This window comes from Rhodoferax sp. TH121 (genome assembly GCF_002251855.1).
GTDB lineage: Bacteria > Pseudomonadota > Gammaproteobacteria > Burkholderiales > Burkholderiaceae_C > Allorhodoferax.
The window spans coordinates 207,818-226,162 of sequence record NZ_NOXW01000022.1; the positions used below are offsets into that span (position 1 = coordinate 207,818).

General features: G+C 62.1%; 18 protein-coding genes. 14 read left to right on the forward strand and 4 right to left on the reverse strand.

The annotated features are described in order from the left end of the window. The first annotated feature begins 9 nt into the window (after positions 1 to 9). Positions 10 to 2,655 (forward strand): DUF1631 family protein, encoded by a 2,646-nt coding sequence (locus tag CHU94_RS15330; protein WP_094481470.1) that lies wholly within the window; start codon positions 10 to 12, stop codon positions 2,653 to 2,655. A gap of 81 nt (positions 2,656 to 2,736) precedes the next feature. Here the strand turns inward: CHU94_RS15330 and CHU94_RS15335 are convergent, their stop codons facing one another. From CHU94_RS15335 to CHU94_RS15345, 3 genes are all read right to left on the reverse strand, one after another. Then, positions 2,737 to 3,246 (reverse strand): DUF494 family protein, encoded by a 510-nt coding sequence (locus CHU94_RS15335; protein ID WP_094481472.1) that lies wholly within the window; start codon positions 3,244 to 3,246, stop codon positions 2,737 to 2,739. Positions 3,247 to 3,314: 68 nt separating this feature from the next. Next, a complete protein-coding gene (gene dprA, locus CHU94_RS15340; RefSeq protein WP_094481474.1) occupies positions 3,315 to 4,475 on the reverse strand; it encodes a DNA-processing protein DprA in 1,161 nt (386 codons plus the stop codon). A gap of 37 nt (positions 4,476 to 4,512) precedes the next feature. Further along, entirely contained in the window at positions 4,513 to 5,709 is a 1,197-nt protein-coding gene (locus tag CHU94_RS15345) for a LysM peptidoglycan-binding domain-containing protein (RefSeq protein WP_255033991.1), read from the reverse strand. Between the two features lie 156 nt (positions 5,710 to 5,865). On the opposite strand from CHU94_RS15345, the gene def reads away from it, so the two are divergent. The 11 genes from def to CHU94_RS15400 all read left to right on the forward strand — a co-directional run bounded on the left by def (position 5,866) and on the right by CHU94_RS15400 (position 15,475). Continuing rightward, positions 5,866 to 6,375 (forward strand): peptide deformylase, encoded by a 510-nt coding sequence (gene def, locus CHU94_RS15350; protein WP_094481478.1) that lies wholly within the window; start codon positions 5,866 to 5,868, stop codon positions 6,373 to 6,375. A 33-nt stretch (positions 6,376 to 6,408) separates the two neighbouring features. Next, the gene (fmt, locus tag CHU94_RS15355) at positions 6,409 to 7,398 is read left to right on the forward strand and encodes a methionyl-tRNA formyltransferase (RefSeq protein ID WP_094482769.1); all 990 of its coding nucleotides are present in this window, start codon (positions 6,409 to 6,411) and stop codon (positions 7,396 to 7,398) included. Continuing rightward, positions 7,398 to 8,162 carry an AzlC family ABC transporter permease gene (locus tag CHU94_RS15360; RefSeq protein WP_094481480.1) on the forward strand — a complete coding sequence of 255 codons (765 nt, stop codon included), beginning with the start codon at positions 7,398 to 7,400 and terminating at the stop codon, positions 8,160 to 8,162. Before fmt ends, CHU94_RS15360 begins: the two co-directional genes overlap by 1 nt. Then, the gene (locus tag CHU94_RS15365) at positions 8,159 to 8,527 is read left to right on the forward strand and encodes an AzlD domain-containing protein (RefSeq protein WP_094481482.1); all 369 of its coding nucleotides are present in this window, start codon (positions 8,159 to 8,161) and stop codon (positions 8,525 to 8,527) included. Before CHU94_RS15360 ends, CHU94_RS15365 begins: the two co-directional genes overlap by 4 nt. 175 nt (positions 8,528 to 8,702) lie before the next feature. Further along, positions 8,703 to 9,896: a phosphoglycerate kinase gene (locus tag CHU94_RS15370; RefSeq protein ID WP_094481484.1), complete on the forward strand. Its 1,194-nt coding sequence runs from the start codon at positions 8,703 to 8,705 to the stop codon at positions 9,894 to 9,896. A 239-nt stretch (positions 9,897 to 10,135) separates the two neighbouring features. After that, positions 10,136 to 11,569, forward strand: a complete 1,434-nt coding sequence (gene pyk / locus CHU94_RS15375) for a pyruvate kinase (protein ID WP_094481486.1) — start codon at positions 10,136 to 10,138, stop codon at positions 11,567 to 11,569. Positions 11,570 to 11,743: 174 nt separating this feature from the next. Beyond that, the gene (fba, locus tag CHU94_RS15380; protein ID WP_094481488.1) at positions 11,744 to 12,823 is read left to right on the forward strand and encodes a class II fructose-bisphosphate aldolase; all 1,080 of its coding nucleotides are present in this window, start codon (positions 11,744 to 11,746) and stop codon (positions 12,821 to 12,823) included. Positions 12,824 to 12,920: 97 nt separating this feature from the next. Further along, positions 12,921 to 13,826: a phosphoribosylaminoimidazolesuccinocarboxamide synthase gene (locus tag CHU94_RS15385; RefSeq protein WP_094481490.1), complete on the forward strand. Its 906-nt coding sequence runs from the start codon at positions 12,921 to 12,923 to the stop codon at positions 13,824 to 13,826. A 156-nt stretch (positions 13,827 to 13,982) separates the two neighbouring features. After that, the gene (locus CHU94_RS15390) at positions 13,983 to 14,564 is read left to right on the forward strand and encodes a DJ-1/PfpI family protein (protein WP_094481492.1); all 582 of its coding nucleotides are present in this window, start codon (positions 13,983 to 13,985) and stop codon (positions 14,562 to 14,564) included. A gap of 52 nt (positions 14,565 to 14,616) precedes the next feature. Then, the gene (locus CHU94_RS15395; RefSeq protein WP_094481494.1) at positions 14,617 to 14,994 is read left to right on the forward strand and encodes a ribbon-helix-helix domain-containing protein; all 378 of its coding nucleotides are present in this window, start codon (positions 14,617 to 14,619) and stop codon (positions 14,992 to 14,994) included. Between the two features lie 103 nt (positions 14,995 to 15,097). Next, on the forward strand, positions 15,098 to 15,475 hold the full coding sequence (locus CHU94_RS15400; protein WP_094481496.1) for a DUF305 domain-containing protein: 378 nt from the start codon (positions 15,098 to 15,100) through the stop codon (positions 15,473 to 15,475). A gap of 42 nt (positions 15,476 to 15,517) precedes the next feature. Here CHU94_RS15400 and trxA read toward each other — a convergent pair whose 3' ends face one another. Next, complete coding sequence (gene trxA / locus CHU94_RS15405) at positions 15,518 to 16,474, reverse strand: thioredoxin (RefSeq protein ID WP_094481498.1); 957 nt, start codon at positions 16,472 to 16,474, stop codon at positions 15,518 to 15,520. A 101-nt stretch (positions 16,475 to 16,575) separates the two neighbouring features. Between trxA and purE the strand changes: the two genes are divergently transcribed. After that, positions 16,576 to 17,079 (forward strand): 5-(carboxyamino)imidazole ribonucleotide mutase, encoded by a 504-nt coding sequence (gene purE, locus CHU94_RS15410; RefSeq protein ID WP_094481500.1) that lies wholly within the window; start codon positions 16,576 to 16,578, stop codon positions 17,077 to 17,079. Between the two features lie 69 nt (positions 17,080 to 17,148). Continuing rightward, complete coding sequence (locus CHU94_RS15415) at positions 17,149 to 18,333, forward strand: 5-(carboxyamino)imidazole ribonucleotide synthase (protein ID WP_094482771.1); 1,185 nt, start codon at positions 17,149 to 17,151, stop codon at positions 18,331 to 18,333. The last annotated feature ends 12 nt before the right edge of the window (positions 18,334 to 18,345 follow it).

Here is an 18,345-nt window from a genome sequence, read left to right on the forward strand (position 1 = left end):
GCTAGCACCATGGCCACCCCTCCTCCCGCATTGCCTCCCCGCTTGCAGCTTGCCCGCGCTTTGCGCGAGCGTTTTCTCGCCGAAGCTGGAAAAGCCGCACAGGAGATCAGCGGCGCCGTACAAGAGCGCCTGACCACGTTGATGGATGAGTTGGTCAACGCGCGGGAAGCCCAGCTACGGCGGGATACCTGGATGGCCTACAAACGTAGCCGACCTCTCTGGGTGGATGGCACCATGAAGGCTTGGCGCGAATGCCTAGACCCCCCCAAGCAGAAAAAGAGCCCTAGCTTGGAGTCTGCGGGTTTGGAGCTGGTGGGTACCGAAGTGGTGGAGAACAAGATCTTGGCGTCCCGCTTGGTGCTGGCCGTCAATGAAAAGGTTCTGCCGCAGCTGGATGACCTACGTGTGCGCATCCGTTTTCTGGAGAATATCGAGGACCTGGAGGGCAATGATTTGCTGCGCCCTGAGGTGCTGGTGTTACTCATGGTCGAACAATGGGCCCAGTCCGGCATGCCAGCCGAGTCGTGGCCCATGGTAAATGAGGTGGTGCAGAAGCTGCTGATCGAACGCCTGATCGTGGCCTATAAAAACGCCAATGACCTGCTCATCAGCAAGGGCGTGATGCCGACCATCGAGCTGAAAGACCGTGTGAAAGCCTCGGTGCGTGCACCACAACGCCCGCGCCCGCTGCCAACCGCCCCCGGGATTGGGCAGCCTAATAGTGAGATGTCACCCAGTGGCTATGGCGATGTGGGTTACGGTACCAACCCCGGGGGCAGCTACGCGCAGGCTTACGCGCCCACGGGTCATGCTGCACTGGGCGGCGCAGTGCCCCAGCCGGGCGGGCGTGGCGTGGCGGGCATGGACGGTGGTACTTCCACCGGCCCTGGCGGCGGGGGCTATGGCCCGACCCAGCAGGCTGGTATGGATGCCGGTGGTGGTGCTCCCCCCTCCGGTGGTCAGCGTTCGGGCGGTGGATTTTTCGGGGGGCGTCTGGGCTGGGGAGGCGGTGCAGCGTCTGCAGTCTCAGGGAATTCCGGTCCACAAGGGGTATCTTCTTCTGCGCCCACGCCATTCTGGCGTCAGTCTTCGGGTTCACACAGCATGCCTGGCCAAGCCTATGGCGCAGGGGAAGAGACTCGCATGTTGACTGCCACCACCCCGCTTGCACGAGCCCGCAGCCGTGCGCAAGGGGTGATCGGTCAAATTCGCCGTTTATTTGTAAGTCACGGTGGTGGCGACTTCGGCGGTACCGCCCACCACGCCCCATCCCCCGCACTGGCTGCCGCCATAGCTCCCGGTGCCGCCAACATGGTGTACGCCCCGGGTGGAACCATGTACGAAGACTACAGCCCGGCTGGTGTTGCCCGGGTGGCTGGTGACCTGCGTGAGAAGTCGAGCGAGCTCAAGAAAAAGGCCGAAACCAAGGGTGAAAAGGCCACGATTGAAATTGTGGCACTGATGTTCCAGGCGATCTTGGCTGAGGAGCGTATTCCACCCGGCATACGTGTCTGGTTTGCCCGCCTGCAAATGCCTGTCCTGCGAGTCGCCCTGGAAGATCCTGATTTTTTCGGTACCGCTGACCACCCTGCGCGGCAACTGATTGACCGCATGGGCTCCTGCGTCATGGGATTTGATGCTTCGGGTGTGCAAGGCGGTGCGATGGAGACCGAGATCAAGCGCATCGTTCAGGTCATTGAGCAGTACCCTGAAACCGGCAAAAAGGTCTACCAGATCGTCTTCGAGGAGTTCCAGAAGTTCCTCTCCAAGTTCCTCACGGAAAAAGGTGCAAACCAAAAGGTGGTGAGCGTGGCGCAACAGGTCGAACAAAAAGAGACCTTGGCAATCCAATACACCATCGAAATGCGCAACATGTTGAAAGACATGCCGGTGCGCGACGAAATCCGAGACTTCCTGTTCAAAGTCTGGGCAGAGGTGTTGGCCGTCGCTGCGGTGCGAAAAGGGCCCCAGCATGCCGACACACTGGTGCTTAAAAAATCAGCAACAGACTTGATCTGGGCCGCCAGCGCTAAGCCCAACCGGGCCGACCGCGCCAAAGTGATCCAGGATCTTCCCAACTTGCTGTTGCGCTTGCGCTCCGGCATGACCCTGTTGGCCATGGCGCCCAGTGAGCAGGAAACGAATGTGAAGCGCATCAGCGATACGCTCGCCGACGCCTTCATGTCCAAGACCCAGGCAATTCCGCAAGCGCAGATTGATGCCATGGCCCAGCGCCTGGGCAACTTGGAGGACTTTGTGTCTGAAGACGGCATGGGTGACCTGCCTTTGGATGCCGAGAGCATTGAAATGATGCTGGGTATCGATGCTTCGGCTATCGAGGTGGTGGCCAATGGCGGCTCCAAACCTACGGCAGCCATGTTGGCCTGGGCCCAGGAGTTGCAGTTGGGTTCGTGGTTCACGCTGGACCACAACAACCAGATCACCCAGGTGCAGTTTGCCTGGCGCAGTGACCGCAAACATCTGAATCTGTTTGCCTCCAGTGCTGGGAAGAGCTATTTGATTCAGGGTGGGCGCTTGGCGGCCTATTTGCAGGCAGGCTTGCTCTTGCCGCAAGAGGAAGAAGCCTTGACGGTGCGCGCGACACGCGATGCCTTGGCCAAGCTCGAAGCGAATCCGGAGCGTCTGTTGGCATAACTGCCAAGTTTCTGTGCCGGGTCCCCCTAGGCTGAACGCGCCACCTCATAAGGTCGCTGCGTAGTGTGGGGGCCTGTTTCTTCAATGCGTGATGCGTTCGCTGCTGTCGTCGCAGAGTTCGTCCAGCACGAGCGCATCAGGTTCTAGGCCAAAACTCCAGAACACCATGAGGATGATGACCTTGAGGTCGGCCAGCGCCACTGGACCTCCGGGGGCTGCCATGGCTCGGTCCAGCACCACTTCGCGCAAATGGGCAGGCAAGACGCCAGCCGATTCCAAAAATCGGATAAATCCCAGGCACTGGGAGCCTAAATGGTTTTGCTCATACGGCGGGTAAATTCGCACACTGGTGGCCAGAGGCTGGCGCAGCCAAGGTTCAGCGGCCAATTTCGCGGATGCTTCCAGCGTCTCAGGGACCCGGGGGCGTGCGCTATGCGCCGCATTATTCAGGCCTTGCAGCCAAGTCAGGGCATCGTCGATTTCGTCCGACTCAAAGCCCACGGCGCTGAGCTTGCGTTGCAGGTGGGCGGGTTCGGGGCAGTCCTTGTCCGCGTAGTAGTTTTCGTAAACGAAAGCAAGCACTTCAAACATGGGAGCCAATATAGCGCAGAAAAAAGCACCGCACGTTTGCGGTGCAAACTGCCCCGCTTTTCCGGCGTTTAGCTGCGGGCGAGGCGCTGGAACAGGCTGCCAGGTAGGCGTGCGACGTGGCCCTTCAGCTCCAGCTCCATCAGCAATGCTTGTAGTGTTGGGGTGTCCATGCCTGTACGTGCCTGCAGAGTGTCCAGGCCCGCGGGTTCAAAAGCCAGGGCCTCCAACAAAGAGCGTTCAATGCCGGAAATACCTTCGAAAGCCGTGAATGCGGCGTCAGAAGCTCCTGGATTTATAGCAAATCCAGGGCCATCCGGGAGATCAAACTCCTCCAGGATGTCTTGGGCGCTTTCCACCAGCTTGGCGCCCTGCTTGATCAATGCGTGGCAGCCGCGTGCTTGGGTGGCGTGGATGGAGCCCGGGATGGCAAACACGTCTTTGCCTTGTTCCACGGCCATGCGTGCCGTGATGAGCGAACCAGACTTGAGGGCGGCCTCCACCACCAGCGTCGCCTGTGAGAGGCCAGAAATGATGCGGTTGCGTTTGGGAAAATTGGCTGACAGCGGTGGTGTGCCCAAGTGGTACTCACTGATCAGCAAGCCATGTTGGGCGATGCGATGGGCCAATTGGAAATGGGCTTTCGGGTACACACGGTCCAGTCCGGTGCCCACGATGGCGATGGTCGCTAACTGGTCTTCGGCCGCGCCATCCAGTGCCCCCTCATGCGCCGCTCCGTCAATGCCCAAGGCCAGCCCGGACACCACAGTCAAACCAGCCTGGGCCAGCGTTTGCGAGAACTGCCGCGCATTGGCGACACCTTGTGCTGTTGGGTTGCGGCTACCCACTACGGCAATGCGACTGGATGCGCTAGGGGCCCATCCCGCTTGCAGGTGTCGGGCGTCACCCAGGGCATACAAGAGCAAGGGTGGGTCTTCCGTATCGAGCAGGGCGGCAGGGTAGCGGGGGTCACCCAAAGTTAGCACATGACGTTGTTGCGGGTTTTGCGTCAGCCATTCCCACGTTATGTCCAACAAGTCCGCCAGTTCGTCGGGGGTGTGCAGCAGGCTCTCTGCCTGTTTGCTGCTCACGCATTCGCACAAGGTTGCGCTGTCATGCGAAAAAATTTGCTGGGGGAGCCCAAAGCGGGCCAAGAGCTTGCGGCCGCTGCTGCTGCCTACTCCCGGGGTGAGGAGTAGACGCAGCCACCCGGACAGTTCATCGCGCTCCACGTGCGGAGGTGCCCTTGTGGCGGAGTGCGCGCAGGCCTTAGCGCGGGTTGACCAGACGGTCGCCCACCCGCACGCTGTCGGTAATTTCCAGAATCAGCGCATAAGAGACGCGGTCGAAGGTGCGGAAGACCATCAGCAGCCCGTTGCGTTCACTGGGGAGCTTCATGAGCGGCCGGGTGGGGTCGGTTTTATCCACAATACGCTGGCCATCCTTCAGGATGGCAAGCACGTGGCCAGCTTCCATGCCGTCTTGGGTGCCTCGGTTGATGGCCACCACCTGGCTTTGGCCAGCATTGATCACGGCACTGCCGTAAACCGACACAATGCGGGCCTCCACTGTTTGGGAGGGCGCGTGGGGCGTATACGACGATAGTTCGCGGGCTGGCTCCGGCAGCATGCGATCTCCGACCCGGATTTCTTCTTTGGCGGAGACGATATCGATGGTTGCAGGTACGACAGCACTTTCCAGCTGCCCTTTCTCACCTTGCACCTCTCCGGTGGTTTCGCTGCGCGTTAGCTGGGCTTTGCCTATGTACTGCGCTTCATAGCCCAAGATTTCCCCGGTTCCGGGGTCTTTGAGTGGGGTCGCGTTGCGGAACAGTCGGAACAGTTGCAGCTTGGCTTGGTCGTCCAGCAGCGGAGCTCCGTTGGAGCCGCGCGCATAGGCCCGGTCGCCACGGGTGAGCAGCACGCGCTCTTCTTGGGTGGCCACGATGCGGGGCGCGGCCTGCAATTCAGCAGCGTCCACAATCAAAGGCTCCGCCAGAAATGCCTCGATGACGCGACTCTTCAGTGCGGGCAAGGCCAAATCAGCCAGTGCTTCGTAGCGTGTGCGCGGTGTTACGCGGACGGTATCGGGCGCTGCACCGTCACCCCCGCCCGCCACACGCAAGGTGGCTTTGTCACCCAATCGTTCCAAGACCAGCACCTGACCAGGATAGATGCGATGGGGGTTCTTGATGTCATTGAGGTTCATGCCCCATAGCTCGGGCCAGCGCCAGGGGCTCTTGAGGAATAGCTTGGAGATGTCCCACAGGGTGTCACCACTTTTGACGGTGTAGCTGTCTGGAGCATTGGGGGCCAGCTCGCTCAGGGGCACGCCTTTTTGGGCGACTTCGTTGGCGGTTTGTTTCTGGGCGGCAGAGATTGGGAAGTTCTGCGCCCATGCGCCGGGGCCCGCCAAGGTGCCGGCCAGTACGGCCAAGGCGGCAAGCGCCACGCGGGATTTCGCCATCAGGTGTGTCGTCATAGGGTGCGAATGGGTGAAAGAACTTGATAAGTTACGCGCGATTTTGCGCTCAAGCCCTTGATTCGGCAACGTTTTTGGCCTGTTGGCAGTGCAAGCAATCGTAAAAGTGGCGAAAATAGCCACATCTTTTAGGCAGTTCCCATGGCTTTACTCCCGATTCTTTGTTACCCCGATCCCAAACTCCATACCGTGGCCAAACCCATTGCTGCGGTGGACGCACGCATTCAGCAGCTGGCTGCGGACATGCTGGAGACCATGTATGACGCCAAAGGCATTGGCCTGGCAGCGACACAAATCAATGTTCACGAACGCCTGATCGTGATCGACGTGTCGGAAGAGAGGGACCAGCCCATGGTGCTGATCAACCCCGAGCTGGTCTGGACCAGCCCCACCACCCACCTGAATGAAGAGGGCTGCCTGTCGGTGCCTGGCATTTACGATGGTGTGACCCGCTTTGATGCGGTGCGTGTAAAGGCACTGGACGAAAAAGGCCAGAGCCGCGAAATCGAGGCTGATGGTCTGTTGGCCGTCTGCATTCAGCACGAGATGGACCACCTGATGGGCAAGGTGTTTGTCGAATACCTCTCGCCGCTCAAGCGCAACCGTATCAAGACCAAGATGATCAAGGCGCAACGCGAGGAATCGCGCTAAGTGGTCGCCGCAGCCGGCCAGGCCGCGCGGCCACTGCGCGTCATCTTTGCCGGTACGCCGGAATTTGCCCGTGTGGCGCTGGAGCGCCTGCACGCGGCCGGCCACACCATTGCCTTGGTGCTGAGCCAGCCCGACCGCCCCGCTGGGCGTGGCATGAAGCTGCAGGCCTCCGCTGTCAAACAGTTTGCGCTGGACCACGCCATTCCCGTGGCCCAACCGCGCAGCCTGCGCCTGGATGGAAAATTTCCCGAGGATGCCGCCGCAGCCCGCCAAGCCATTGCCGATGCGCAGGCCGATGTGATGGTGGTGGCTGCCTATGGCCTCATCTTGCCGCAATGGGTGCTCGATGACATGGTGGCCGGCGGCAAGTTGGGCTGCCTGAATATTCACGGTTCCTTGCTGCCCCGTTGGCGGGGCGCTGCGCCGATTCATCGCGCCATTGAAGTGGGCGATGCCGAGACGGGCGTCACCATCATGCAGATGGATGTGGGGCTGGATACCGGCGACATGCTGCTCAAGCAGGCGCTGCCTATTCTGGACACTGATACCACGGCCACGCTGCATGACAAGGTGGCGGATTTGGGCGCCGCCATGGTGGTGCAGGCGCTGGACCTAGCTGCCCGGGGCGCCCTGCAGCCCGTGAAGCAGCCTGAAGCCGGCGTGACCTATGCCCACAAGATCGAGAAACACGAAGCGCCCATCGACTGGCGGCTGGACGCGGCCACCATCGTGCGCCGCGTGCGTGCTTTCAATCCTTTTCCCGGCGCCAGCGCGGTGCTGAATGGTGAAACCATCAAAGTCTGGGGAGCGCAGGTGGCACAAGGCACCCAAGCTGCTGATTTTGGTCAAATTTTGGCTGTAGCCCCGGAAGGTATTGCGGTGGCAGCTATGAATTCAATAGCAGTTTTAACCGAGCTGCAGCGCCCGGGTGGCAAGCGCTTGCCGGCCGCCGAATTTCTGCGGGGTTGCCCTTTACAAGTGGGCCAGCGTTTCGAACTGCCTGCGCCGCCCGAGGCGCCCTGATGTTTTTTCTTCGCAGCAACTACACGCATCCCGAATTTCGCCGCGGCTTTCAGGACATGCTGGGTGTCTCGCCCGGCATTGCTGCCTGGGGGCTGATGACGGGTGTGGCCATGGTCAAGTCCGGCATGAGCACGGTGGAGGCGCTGTTCATGGCGCTCACCGTGTTTGCCGGCAGCTCCCAGCTGGCTGCCATTCCGCTGCTGATGGCGGGCGCTCCCGCCTGGGTGGTGCTGGTGACCGGCTTTTGCGTGAATCTGCGATTTGTCGTGTTCAGCGCGCACATGCGCCCCTATCTGATGCACTTGCCGCGCTGGCAGCGCTTGGTCACGGGTTACCTGTCGGCCGACCTGACCTATGTGCTCTTTGTTAAGCAGTTCGCCCACCCGGCCACCGACGATGTTGGTCGCAATGCGCAAATGGCCTACCTGGCTGGAAACGGCGGCATCAACTGGTTCAGCTGGACCAGCAGCAGTGTGCTGGGCGTGGTGCTGGCCAATTTTGTGCCCACGTCTTGGGGCTTGGGCTTTGCGGGCATTCTGGCGCTGGTGGGCATGATGGCCTCGCTGGCGACCAGCCGCCTGCGCTGGGTCTCGGCCGGTGTGGCTGGGGCGGCAGGCGTGGCGGCCTTTGCGCTGCCGCTCAAGCTCAACATCCTGGTGGCGATTGCCGTGGCGGTGGCCGTGTGCCTGTTGCTGGACAAGCGCCCCGATACCTCGCACCCGCTGCACCACCCAGCGCCGCAACCGCCCAAGGAGTCTGCATGAGCCTGGACAGTTTCTTTGTCGGTAGCACCGACGGCTGGACACTGCTGACCACGGCTGGCTTGGCTTGCGTGACCGTGATTGCACGCTCCTTTTTCTTCATCACCGACAAGGACTGGTCGCTGCCTGCCTGGGCCCAACGCGGCCTGCAGTACGCGCCGATTGCCGCCCTGTCGGCCGTTATCGTGCCCGAGATCGTCATGTCCCAAGGCCAGATCATTCACACGCTCAAGGACGCGCGGCTTTACGCCGTGGCAGCCGGGCTGGCCTTCTTTGTCTGGCGCCGGGGTGCCGGCCAGGCGGTGCTGGGCACCATTGCCTCGGGCATGGCAGTGTATCTGCCGCTGCATATCGGCTTGGGTTGGTAGGCCGTAAGTAGTTTGCTGAGACCGGAGCGCTTGGCCCATGTGCTTTGCTCCGTGTCTCCCGCCCGCTGCGCGGAGGACACGCCGCAAAAGGACTGCCCTCTCGCTGACGCTGGTACGTACCAAACCCGCAGCCCACACCCCTACAATTCGGGCAAATTTTCAACAAGGCTGCTCCATGAACGTCATCCGTTTTTCTGATTTGTGTGCCAACGGCAGCGTTGCCGGCAAGCGCGTCTTTATCCGTGCCGACCTGAACGTGCCGCAAGACGACGCCGGCAACATCACCGAAGACACCCGTATCCGCGCCTCGGTGCCCGCCATCCAGATGGCGCTGGATGCAGGAGCTGCCGTCATGGTGACCAGCCACCTGGGCCGCCCCACCGAAGGCGATTTCAAGCCTGAAGATTCCTTGGCTCCCGTGGCCAAGCGCATGGGCGAACTTTTGGGGCGCGAGATTCCCGTGGTGGCAAACTGGGTGGACGGCGTGCAGGTGCAGCCCGGCCAGCTGGTGATGCTGGAAAACTGCCGCGTCAACAAGGGAGAGAAGAAGAACAGCGAAGACCTGGCGCGCAAGCTGGCCGCACTGTGTGACATCTTTGTGCACGATGCCTTTGGCACCGCCCATCGTGCCGAGGGAACCACCTACGGCATCGCCCAGTTCGCTCCCGTGGCCTGCGCCGGCCCGCTGCTGGCGGCCGAAATCGACGCCATCACCAAGGCCCTGGCCAATCCCAAGCGTCCGTTGGCTGCCATCGTGGCCGGCTCCAAGGTGTCGACCAAGCTCACCATCCTCAAGAGCCTGTCAGCCAATGTGGATCAGCTCATCGTGGGTGGCGGCATTGCCAACACCTTCATGCTGGCCGCTGGCCTGAAGATCGGCAAGAGCTTGGCCGAACCCGACTTGCTGGCCGAAGCCAAGGCCGTGATCGACGCCATGAAGGCGCGCGGCGCCGAGGTACCGATCCCCACCGACGTGGTGGTGGCCAAGACTTTTGCTGCCGACGCACCCGCCACGGTGAAGAAGGCTACCGAAGTGGCGGACGATGACCTGATTTTGGACATTGGCCCAGAAACCGCCGCCAAGCTGGCTGCCCAGCTCAAGCAGGCTGGCACCATTGTCTGGAACGGCCCCGTGGGCGTGTTCGAATTCGCCGCCTTTGAGAACGGCACCAAAGTGATTGCGCAAGCGATTGCCGAGTCCAGCGCCTTCTCCATCGCTGGTGGTGGCGACACATTGGCCGCCATTGCCAAGTACGGCATCGAGAAGCAGGTGGGTTACATCAGCACCGGCGGCGGTGCCTTCCTGGAAGTGCTGGAAGGCAAGACCCTGCCCGCCTTTGAGATTCTGACGAAGCGCGCTGCAGCCTAATTTGCTATTGAATGTATAGCTGCTTGCGCACAAGCCGCAAGCATCGGAGGCATTTTCTGGTCATAAACCGGGGAATGCCTTTTTTTGTGGCTGCTTCCGCCTGCCCGGGCTGTCGGCTTGCGGGGCCGCAGCAGTGCGCATTCAGGCTCGCCCATCCCCTGCGTATTCTTGTGCCTGCCATGTAACCAAGGTACAGACAAGCGTGTGAAAATAGGTAACTCACTCTAGGAGACAGTTTCATGCCCCGTCGCGCCACCAAAATCGTTGCCACCCTCGGACCCGCTTCCAGCGACCCCGCTTTGCTGGAGCAAATGATCCGAGCCGGCGTCAATGTGGTGCGGCTGAACTTCAGCCACGGCAAGGCCCAAGACCACATTGACCGCGCCCGCCTGGTGCGCGAAGCTGCCCAACGCGCCGGCCGCGAAGTGGCCATCATGGCCGACCTGCAGGGCCCCAAGATTCGTGTTGGCAAATTTGCAGATGGCAAAGTCTTCCTGGAGCCCGGTCAAAAATTCATTCTGGATGCTGCCCGCACGGAACTCGGCGACATCGACGCCGTGGGCCTGGATTACAAGTCCCTGCCCAATGAGGTGAAGGCCGGCGATGTGCTGCTGCTCAACGACGGTTTGATCGTGATCACCGTGGATGCGGTGAAAGGCGAACAGGTGCACACCACCGTCAAGCTGGGCGGCGAGCTGTCCAACAACAAGGGCATCAACAAGCAGGGCGGCGGTCTGACTGCTCCCGCGCTCACCGGCAAGGACATGGAAGACATTCGCACCGCGATGAGCTTCCAGGCCGACTACGTGGCCGTGAGCTTCCCCAAGAACGCCACCGACATGGAAATGGCGCGCCAGTTGTGCAATGTGGCGGCCGCCGAGTTCAACCACAAGCCCGGCCTGATTGCCAAGATCGAACGCGCTGAAGCTATCCCCAAGCTGGAAGAAATTCTGCTTGCCTCCGACGGCATCATGGTTGCCCGTGGTGACTTGGCCGTGGAAGTCGGTAACGCTGCGGTTCCCGCGCTGCAAAAGCGCATGATCAAGCTGGCCCGCGAGAACGACAAGGTCGTGATCACCGCCACCCAGATGATGGAATCCATGATCACCAACCCCGTGCCTACGCGTGCGGAAGTAAGTGATGTGGCCAACGCGGTGCTGGATGGAACCGACGCCGTGATGTTGTCGGCCGAAACCGCCGCCGGCAAGTACCCCCTGGAGACCGTGGTTGAGATGGCCAAGATCTGTGTTGCCGCAGAAAGCAGCGAGCACGTCAAGCTCGATGCGGATTTCACGGGCAAGACTTTCACCCGTATTGACCAGTCCATCGCCATGGGCGCCTTGTTCACGGCCCACCATTTGGGTGCCAAGGCCATCGTGGCCATGACCGACAGTGGCAGCACCGCGCTGTGGATGAGCCGCCACCTGATCCATGTGCCTATTTATGCGCTCACGCCCAAGATCAGCACCCAGCGCAAGATGACGCTGTACCGCAATGTGCGCCCGCTGCTCATGGGTACCAGTGCCGACCGCGACACCGCGCTGATGGACGCCGAGAAGCACCTGAAGTCCCGCAGCATTGTGCAAAAGGGCGACATCTATGCCATCACCTGCGGCGAGCCCATGGGCGCACCCGGTGGTACCAATATGCTGAAAATCTGCGCGGTGAGTTAAATCTCCAGGCCTGCCCACCGCGTGGGGCTGGCGATAGACACAAGGGGCCGCAGGGCCCCTTTTTTGCGGACTTTCACGGGTTAACCCTGAAGGTTAGAATCCGGCAACGGTAAAAAGTTACCAAGCGGTTACCAAGAGCCGCTGCTGCGAGTTTTTAACTTCCTGGGGATATCCATGGCACTCGTCTCGATGCGTGAGCTTCTTGATCACGCGGCAACGCACAACTACGCGATTCCCGCGTTCAACGTCAACAACCTAGAGCAGGTCCAGGCCATCATGGAGGCGGCCAAAGAAGTGGGCGCCCCTGTGATCATGCAGGCCAGCGCCGGTGCACGCAAATACGCCGGGGAGCACTTCCTCAAGCACCTGATCCAGGCTGCTGTGGAGAGTTATCCCACCATTCCGGTGGTGATGCACCAGGACCATGGCCAGAGCCCCGCGGTCTGCCAGGGCGCGATCGACCTGGGCTTCAGCTCCGTCATGATGGACGGCAGCCTGGAGGCTGACGGCAAGACGATTGCCAGTTACGAGTACAACGTCGATGTGACACGCAAGGTGGTGGACCTGGCCCACAAGCTGGGGGTGACGGTGGAAGGCGAACTGGGCTGCCTGGGCTCGCTGGAAACCATGAAGGGCGACAAGGAAGACGGCCACGGCACCGATGCCACCATGACCCGCGAACAGCTGCTGACGGACCCCGAGCAAGCGGCTGACTTCGTCAAACGCACCCAGCTCGACGCGCTGGCGATTGCCATCGGCACCAGCCACGGCGCCTACAAGTTCACCCGCAAGCCCACGGGCGACATCTTGGCGATCGACCGCATCAAGGAAATCCACGCCCGCATCCCCAACACCCACCTGGTGATGCATGGCTCCAGCGCAGTGCCGCAAGAATTGCTGGCCGCCATCAACCAGTACGGCGGCAAGATGCCCCAGACCTGGGGTGTGCCGGTGGAAGAGGTGCAGCGCGCCATTCCCTTCGGCGTGCGCAAGGTCAACATCGACACCGATATCCGCATGGCCATGACCGCGGCGGTCCGCAAGTTCATGTTCGAGAACCCCGAGAAGTTTGATGCCCGCGAATGGCTCAAACCCGCCCGCGAAGCCGCCAAGCAGCTCTGCAAACAGCGCTACATCGAATTCGGCTGTGAAGGTCGCGCTGCCAGTATCAAGGGCCATAGCCTGCAGGTGGTGGCCGCTCAGTACGCTCGCGGAGAGTTGGCCCAGGTGGTGCAGGATCTGGCCGTCGCCTGAAGACGCCCCCCGCACCGCAGGGCGGTGCGAACTTGCGATAATCCAAGGCTTCGCCTTCCATTCCGGGGGGCGAGGCCTTTTTAATTAGCTGGATGCCATGACTTCTGCCTTGCACACCTCCGCCCTGTCCCTTCCCCTGCTTGCCCGCGGCAAGGTGCGCGACAACTACGCGGTGGGCGAGGACCGCATCCTGATGGTAGCTAGCGACCGCCTGTCTGCGTTTGACGTGATCATGGGCGAGCCGATTCCCGGCAAGGGCGTGCTGCTGACGAAGATGGCCCTGTTCTGGTTTGAGAAGCTGGGCAAGAACGGCGCCAACATCTGCCCCAACCACCTGACCGGCGACGCGCCCGAAAGCGTGGTGCTGCCGTCCGAAGTGGCGCAGGTCACCGGCCGCTCCATGCTGGTCAAGCGCCTCAAGCCCATCCCGGTCGAGGCCGTGGTGCGTGGCTATCTGGCCGGCAGCGGCTGGAAGGAATACCAGGAGAACGGCGCCGTGTGTGGCGTGCCGCTGCCCGCGGGTTTGCAAAACGCCAGCAAACTGCCCGAGCCCATCTACACCCCCGCCGCCAAGGCCGCCGTGGGCGACCATGACGAGAACATCACCTTCGAGAAAACCGTGGAGATGATTGGCCTGGACCTCGCCACCCGCATCCGCGACATCAGCATCCAGATCTACAAGACCGCCGCCGCGTTTGCGCTGACCAAGGGCATCATCATCGCCGATACCAAGTTCGAATTTGGCCTGGACAAGGACGGCACCTTGGTGCTGATGGATGAGGTGTTGACCCCTGACTCCAGCCGCTACTGGCCGCAGGAAAGCTACCAGGTCGGCACCAACCCGCCCAGCTACGACAAGCAGTTTGTGCGCGACTGGCTCGAAGCCGCCCTGGTGGACGGCAAGCCCTGGGACAAGACGCCGCCCGCACCACGCGTGCCGCGCGAGGTGATCGAGAAAACCGCCGCCAAATACCAGGAAGCCCTGACGCGCCTGACGGCCTGATTCAGAGAGTTTTGAGGCGTTAGCCCCCGTCGTTATTGCGCAAGCAGCTATCGTTTTTGTAGCATTTGCGTCGTGTCGGGTGTAACAACCCGGTACCACCACGCACAGCGCGTGGCGCCCAACAATCGGTTTCCCATTTACAACGAGGAGACTGACATGGCGGGCAAGAAAATCCTGATGATTTGCGGTGACTACTGCGAAGACTACGAAACCATGGTGCCCTTCCAGGCGCTGCTGGCGGTGGGCCACACGGTGCACGCCGTGTGCCCCGACAAAAAGGCGGGCGACCACATCAAGACCGCCATCCACGACTTTGAGGGCGCGCAGACCTACAGCGAAAAGCCCGGCCACAACTTCAACTTGAATGCCACCTTTGCAGAGGTGCAGGCCAGCAGCTACGACGCGCTGGTGATTCCTGGTGGCCGCGGCCCTGAGTACCTGCGCACCTACCCCGCCGTGGTGGCCGCGGTGAAGCACTTTTTTGATGCCAACAAACCCGTGGCCGCGGTGTGCCACGGCGCACAGCTGCTGGCTGGAGCCGGCGTGCTCAAGGGCCGTACCTGTTCGGCCTACCCGGCGTGCCGGGTGGAGGTGGAAATCGCCGGCGGCACCTACGCCGACATTGCCATCGATGCGGCGTACACCGATGGCAATTTGGTCAGCGCCCCCGCCTGGCCCGCGCATCCGGCCTGGATCGGGCAGTTCCTGGTGCTGCTGGGTACGCGTATTTCCCATTGACGCCCCGGGGGCCGGCTCGCACCATGCGGGGCAGCCCACCGAGGAGACAGCCATGTGCCAAGTGTTCATCAGCGCCGACCCCACGCTTTACGAGAGCCGCGCCCGCTCGGTGCGACTGCACGGAGTGGCCACCAGCATCAAACTGGAAAACCTGTTCTGGCGTGTGCTCGACGAGATTGCCACGCGCGACGGTATGGGCGTGCCCCAGCTCTGCACCAAGCTCTACGACGAGCTGGTGGCCGAGCGTGGCGAGGTGGACAACTTCGCCTCGTTTTTGCGGGTGTGCTGTGGCCGCTACTTGGCGCTACAGCTCAGCGGTGGCATTCCGCAGGACGCCAGCATCCCTATCGCCAGCCTCAACGCCCAGCGTGTGCTGGCCACCGAGCGCCAAGCTGTGCGGCACACCGGTATGCACGTGCGCGCCGCCTGAGGAGCTCCACGCGCCAGTTTGATCCAGCGCAAGCGTTTGGGATGAACTTTTGGCGCTGAGCTGCGCTCAGACAGCGGTCATTGTTCAACTTCAGGACTTCTGTATGAAACTGCTCTCGTGCGTGGTGGCCAGCGCTGCCTTGGTGTCCAGTGTGGCCTGGGCCCAAGCTCCAGATCCCCATGCGGGCCACACCATGCCCGCTGCGGCGACCGCGGCTGCGTCGCCTTCCACGGCAGCCTACGAGGCTGCGAATGCCAAGATGCACAAGGACATGGGCGTGGCCCTGACTGGCGACGCGGATGTAGACTTTCTCGCGGGCATGATTCCCCATCACCAAGGCGCCATCGACATGGCCGAAGTGGCGCTCAAGTACGGCAAAGATCCCAAAGTCAAAAAACTCGCGCGGGACATCATTCGCGCGCAAAAGCAGGAAATCGCGATGATGACTGCGTGGCTCAAGGCCAAGCGCGAGGGCAAATAAACAAGCCGCCCGTGGGCGGCTTGTCAAGAAGGGCTTGGGTGCTCAGTTCAGCGCCATGCTGAGCTTGCGCCGGTAGGCAGACACCAGCTGGGCCTGCGGGTCTTGCTCGGTCACGGCCTTGCCCACCACCTCAATGCCGCCAGCGGCCTTGCCTGCATCGGCCGGGTTGGCTTTGGGCTTGGGTGGGGTCAGTAGCTCCAAGATGGCCACAAAGGTCTTGCGCGGCACGGCGTCGCCCCACGCCTTGTCGCGCATGATGATTTCCAGCAGCTCGTCCATGGCGCCGGTCCAGTCGCCACCGACCATCAGCACGCGGGCCTTGGCCAGGCGGGTGTCGAAGTCGCGTTTGTTGCTGGCAATCAGCGCGTCAAACTGGTCGGGTGTCCAAATGCCGCGGTCGTCGGTCACCACGAACTTGATGGCGTCCAGAAACTGGCCCAGCGCCTCAAAGCGCAGCTGGCGCGGGATTTCGGTGAGTTTGGGGGCCAGCGCGGCTTCGGCATCTTCGAGCAGGTCGTTCTCGATCAGCAGCTTCACGTAGTCGTAGCGGGCATCGTCGTTGCTGGGGTCTACGCTCAGCGCTTCCAGCAGCTTTTGCAGCGCGGCCTGCGGGTCGCCGGCGGCAACGAGGGCCTGTGCGTCTTCGGCGTCTGCCACGGCTTCGAGCACGGCCTCGGAGGGCACGTGTTTGTCCAGAAACTCCTTGATCTTGCTTTCCGGCACTGCGCCCATAAAGCCGTCCACCGGTTTGCCGTCCACCATCAGCACGCAGGTGGGAATGCTGCGGATGCCAAAGGCCTGGGCCAGCTGCTGCTCCTGGTCGGAGTCAATCTTCACCAGCTTGAAGCGGCCGGCGTACTCCTCCTCCACCTTTTCGAGCAGCGGACCGATCACTTTGCAGGGGCCGCACCAGGGCGCCCAGAAGTCCACCAGAACCGGGACCTGGTGCGAGGCGGCGACGACTTCGGCGTCAAAGTTTTCGATGGTGACGTTAATCATGGAAGGTAGCTCGGGGTGAAAAAGTAAAATTCAATTCTGGCCACGTGCGCAAACCCTGCGCCGCCAGTCCACCTGGCGCTTCGCAAAGCGCTTTCAGCACTATGAAAACCATTCAAATCGGCGTTGTCATGGGCTCCAGTTCCGACTGGGACACCATGCAGCACGCAGTCCAGATTCTCCAACAGTTTGGCATCGGCTTCGAAGCCAAGGTGGTTTCCGCCCACCGCATGCCCGACGACATGTTCGCCTACGCCGAAACGGCCGTGGCGCGCGGCCTCAAGGCCATCATCGCCGGCGCCGGTGGTGCGGCCCACTTGCCGGGCATGCTGGCCGCCAAAACTACGCTGCCGGTGCTGGGTGTGCCGGTGCAGAGCAAGGCCCTGTCGGGCGTGGATTCGCTGCACAGCATCGTGCAAATGCCCAAGGGCATTCCCGTGGCGACCTTCGCCATCGGCCCGGCGGGTGCTGCCAATGCCGCGCTGTTTGCCGTGGCCCTGCTGGCCAACGACAACCCGGACCTGCGCCAGGAGCTGGACGCCTTCCGCATCGACCAGACCGAGGCCGCGCGCAAGATGGTGCTGCCGATGACCGGAAGCGCGGTTTAAATGGCTTCTGAGCATGCAGCCGTCGGTTTGGGCGGAGCCAAGGAAATGACGCTGGGCGGATCAAAGGAGATGACGCTGGGCGGATCAAAGGAGATGACGCTGGGCGTCATGGGCGGTGGCCAGTTGGGACGCATGTTTGCCCATGCCGCCCAGCAAATGGGGTTTTTCACCGCGGTGCTGGACCCGGATGCCAACAGCCCGGCCGGGCGCATCAGCCACCACCATGTGCAGACGGCCTACACCGACCCTGCGGGGCTGGCCCGGCTGGCCGAGGTGTCGGCGGCTGTCACCACCGAGTTTGAGAATGTGCCCGCCCAAGCGCTGACGCAGCTGGCGCAGAGCCGCCCCGTGGCGCCCAGTGGTGCCGCTGTGGCCATTGCCCAAGACCGTGCGGCCGAGAAGGCGCACTTTGTGAAATGTGGCGTGCCGTGTGCGCCCTATGCCGTGATTGAAACAGCCGAGCAGCTGGCTGCCGTCGATGCCAACCTGCTGCCCGGAATTATGAAAACTGCCCGCATGGGCTACGACGGCAAGGGCCAGGTGCGCGTGAAGACGCTGGCAGAGCTGGCCGCCGCCTGGGCCGACTTGGGCGGCGTGCCCTGCGTGCTGGAGAAGATGCTGCCGCTGGCGCTGGAGTGCTCGGTCATCGTGGCGCGCGGTGCCGACGGTGCGTGTGTGAACCTGCCGGTACAGCGCAACCTGCACCGCGATGGCATCCTGGCGGTGACCGAGGTGTATGAAGGAAATCTGCCGCCAGCCCTCGCCGAACGTGCGGTAGCAGCTGCAAAATCGATAGCGGAGGGTGTGCAGTACGTGGGCGTGCTGTGCGTGGAATTCTTTGTGCTGGACGAAAGCCACCCTGCCGCTGCCGGCCTGGGCGGCCTGGTGGTGAACGAGATGGCGCCACGCCCGCACAACAGCGGCCACTACAGCATGGATGCCTGCGATGTGTCGCAGTTCCACCTGCAGGTGCGCACGCTGGCGGGGCTGCCGCTGGTGCAGCCGCGCCAGCACAGCCCGGTCCTCATGCTCAATCTGCTGGGCGACATTTGGCCCAACGAAGGGCGTGACGGCGGTGTGCCTGACTGGGCCGCCGTGCTGGCCCTGCCCGGCACCCATCTGCACCTCTATGGCAAGCTGGACGCCAAGAAGGGCCGCAAGATGGGCCACCTCAACATCACCGGCGCTACGGTGGAAGGCGTGCGCGCCACCGCGCTGGAGGCCGCGCGCATCCTCGGCATTGCCGCGTTTTGAACCCGCAGTACC

Bases quoted from the DNA above. Each gene is read 5' to 3' on its own strand.
- CHU94_RS15330 (WP_094481470.1), top strand. From the start codon at position 10: ATGGCCACCCCTCCTCCCGCATTGCCTCCCCGCTTGCAGCTTGCCCGC.
- CHU94_RS15335 (WP_094481472.1), bottom strand. From the start codon at position 3,246: ATGTTTGAAGTGCTTGCTTTCGTTTACGAAAACTACTACGCGGACAAG.
- CHU94_RS15345 (WP_255033991.1), bottom strand. From the start codon at position 5,709: ATGGCGAAATCCCGCGTGGCGCTTGCCGCCTTGGCCGTACTGGCCGGC.
- def (WP_094481478.1), top strand. From the start codon at position 5,866: ATGGCTTTACTCCCGATTCTTTGTTACCCCGATCCCAAACTCCATACC.
- CHU94_RS15360 (WP_094481480.1), top strand. From the start codon at position 7,398: ATGTTTTTTCTTCGCAGCAACTACACGCATCCCGAATTTCGCCGCGGC.
- CHU94_RS15365 (WP_094481482.1), top strand. From the start codon at position 8,159: ATGAGCCTGGACAGTTTCTTTGTCGGTAGCACCGACGGCTGGACACTG.
- CHU94_RS15370 (WP_094481484.1), top strand. From the start codon at position 8,703: ATGAACGTCATCCGTTTTTCTGATTTGTGTGCCAACGGCAGCGTTGCC.
- pyk (WP_094481486.1), top strand. From the start codon at position 10,136: ATGCCCCGTCGCGCCACCAAAATCGTTGCCACCCTCGGACCCGCTTCC.
- fba (WP_094481488.1), top strand. From the start codon at position 11,744: ATGGCACTCGTCTCGATGCGTGAGCTTCTTGATCACGCGGCAACGCAC.
- CHU94_RS15385 (WP_094481490.1), top strand. From the start codon at position 12,921: ATGACTTCTGCCTTGCACACCTCCGCCCTGTCCCTTCCCCTGCTTGCC.
- CHU94_RS15390 (WP_094481492.1), top strand. From the start codon at position 13,983: ATGGCGGGCAAGAAAATCCTGATGATTTGCGGTGACTACTGCGAAGAC.
- CHU94_RS15395 (WP_094481494.1), top strand. From the start codon at position 14,617: ATGTGCCAAGTGTTCATCAGCGCCGACCCCACGCTTTACGAGAGCCGC.
- CHU94_RS15400 (WP_094481496.1), top strand. From the start codon at position 15,098: ATGAAACTGCTCTCGTGCGTGGTGGCCAGCGCTGCCTTGGTGTCCAGT.
- trxA (WP_094481498.1), bottom strand. From the start codon at position 16,474: ATGATTAACGTCACCATCGAAAACTTTGACGCCGAAGTCGTCGCCGCC.
- purE (WP_094481500.1), top strand. From the start codon at position 16,576: ATGAAAACCATTCAAATCGGCGTTGTCATGGGCTCCAGTTCCGACTGG.
- CHU94_RS15415 (WP_094482771.1), top strand. From the start codon at position 17,149: ATGACGCTGGGCGGATCAAAGGAGATGACGCTGGGCGTCATGGGCGGT.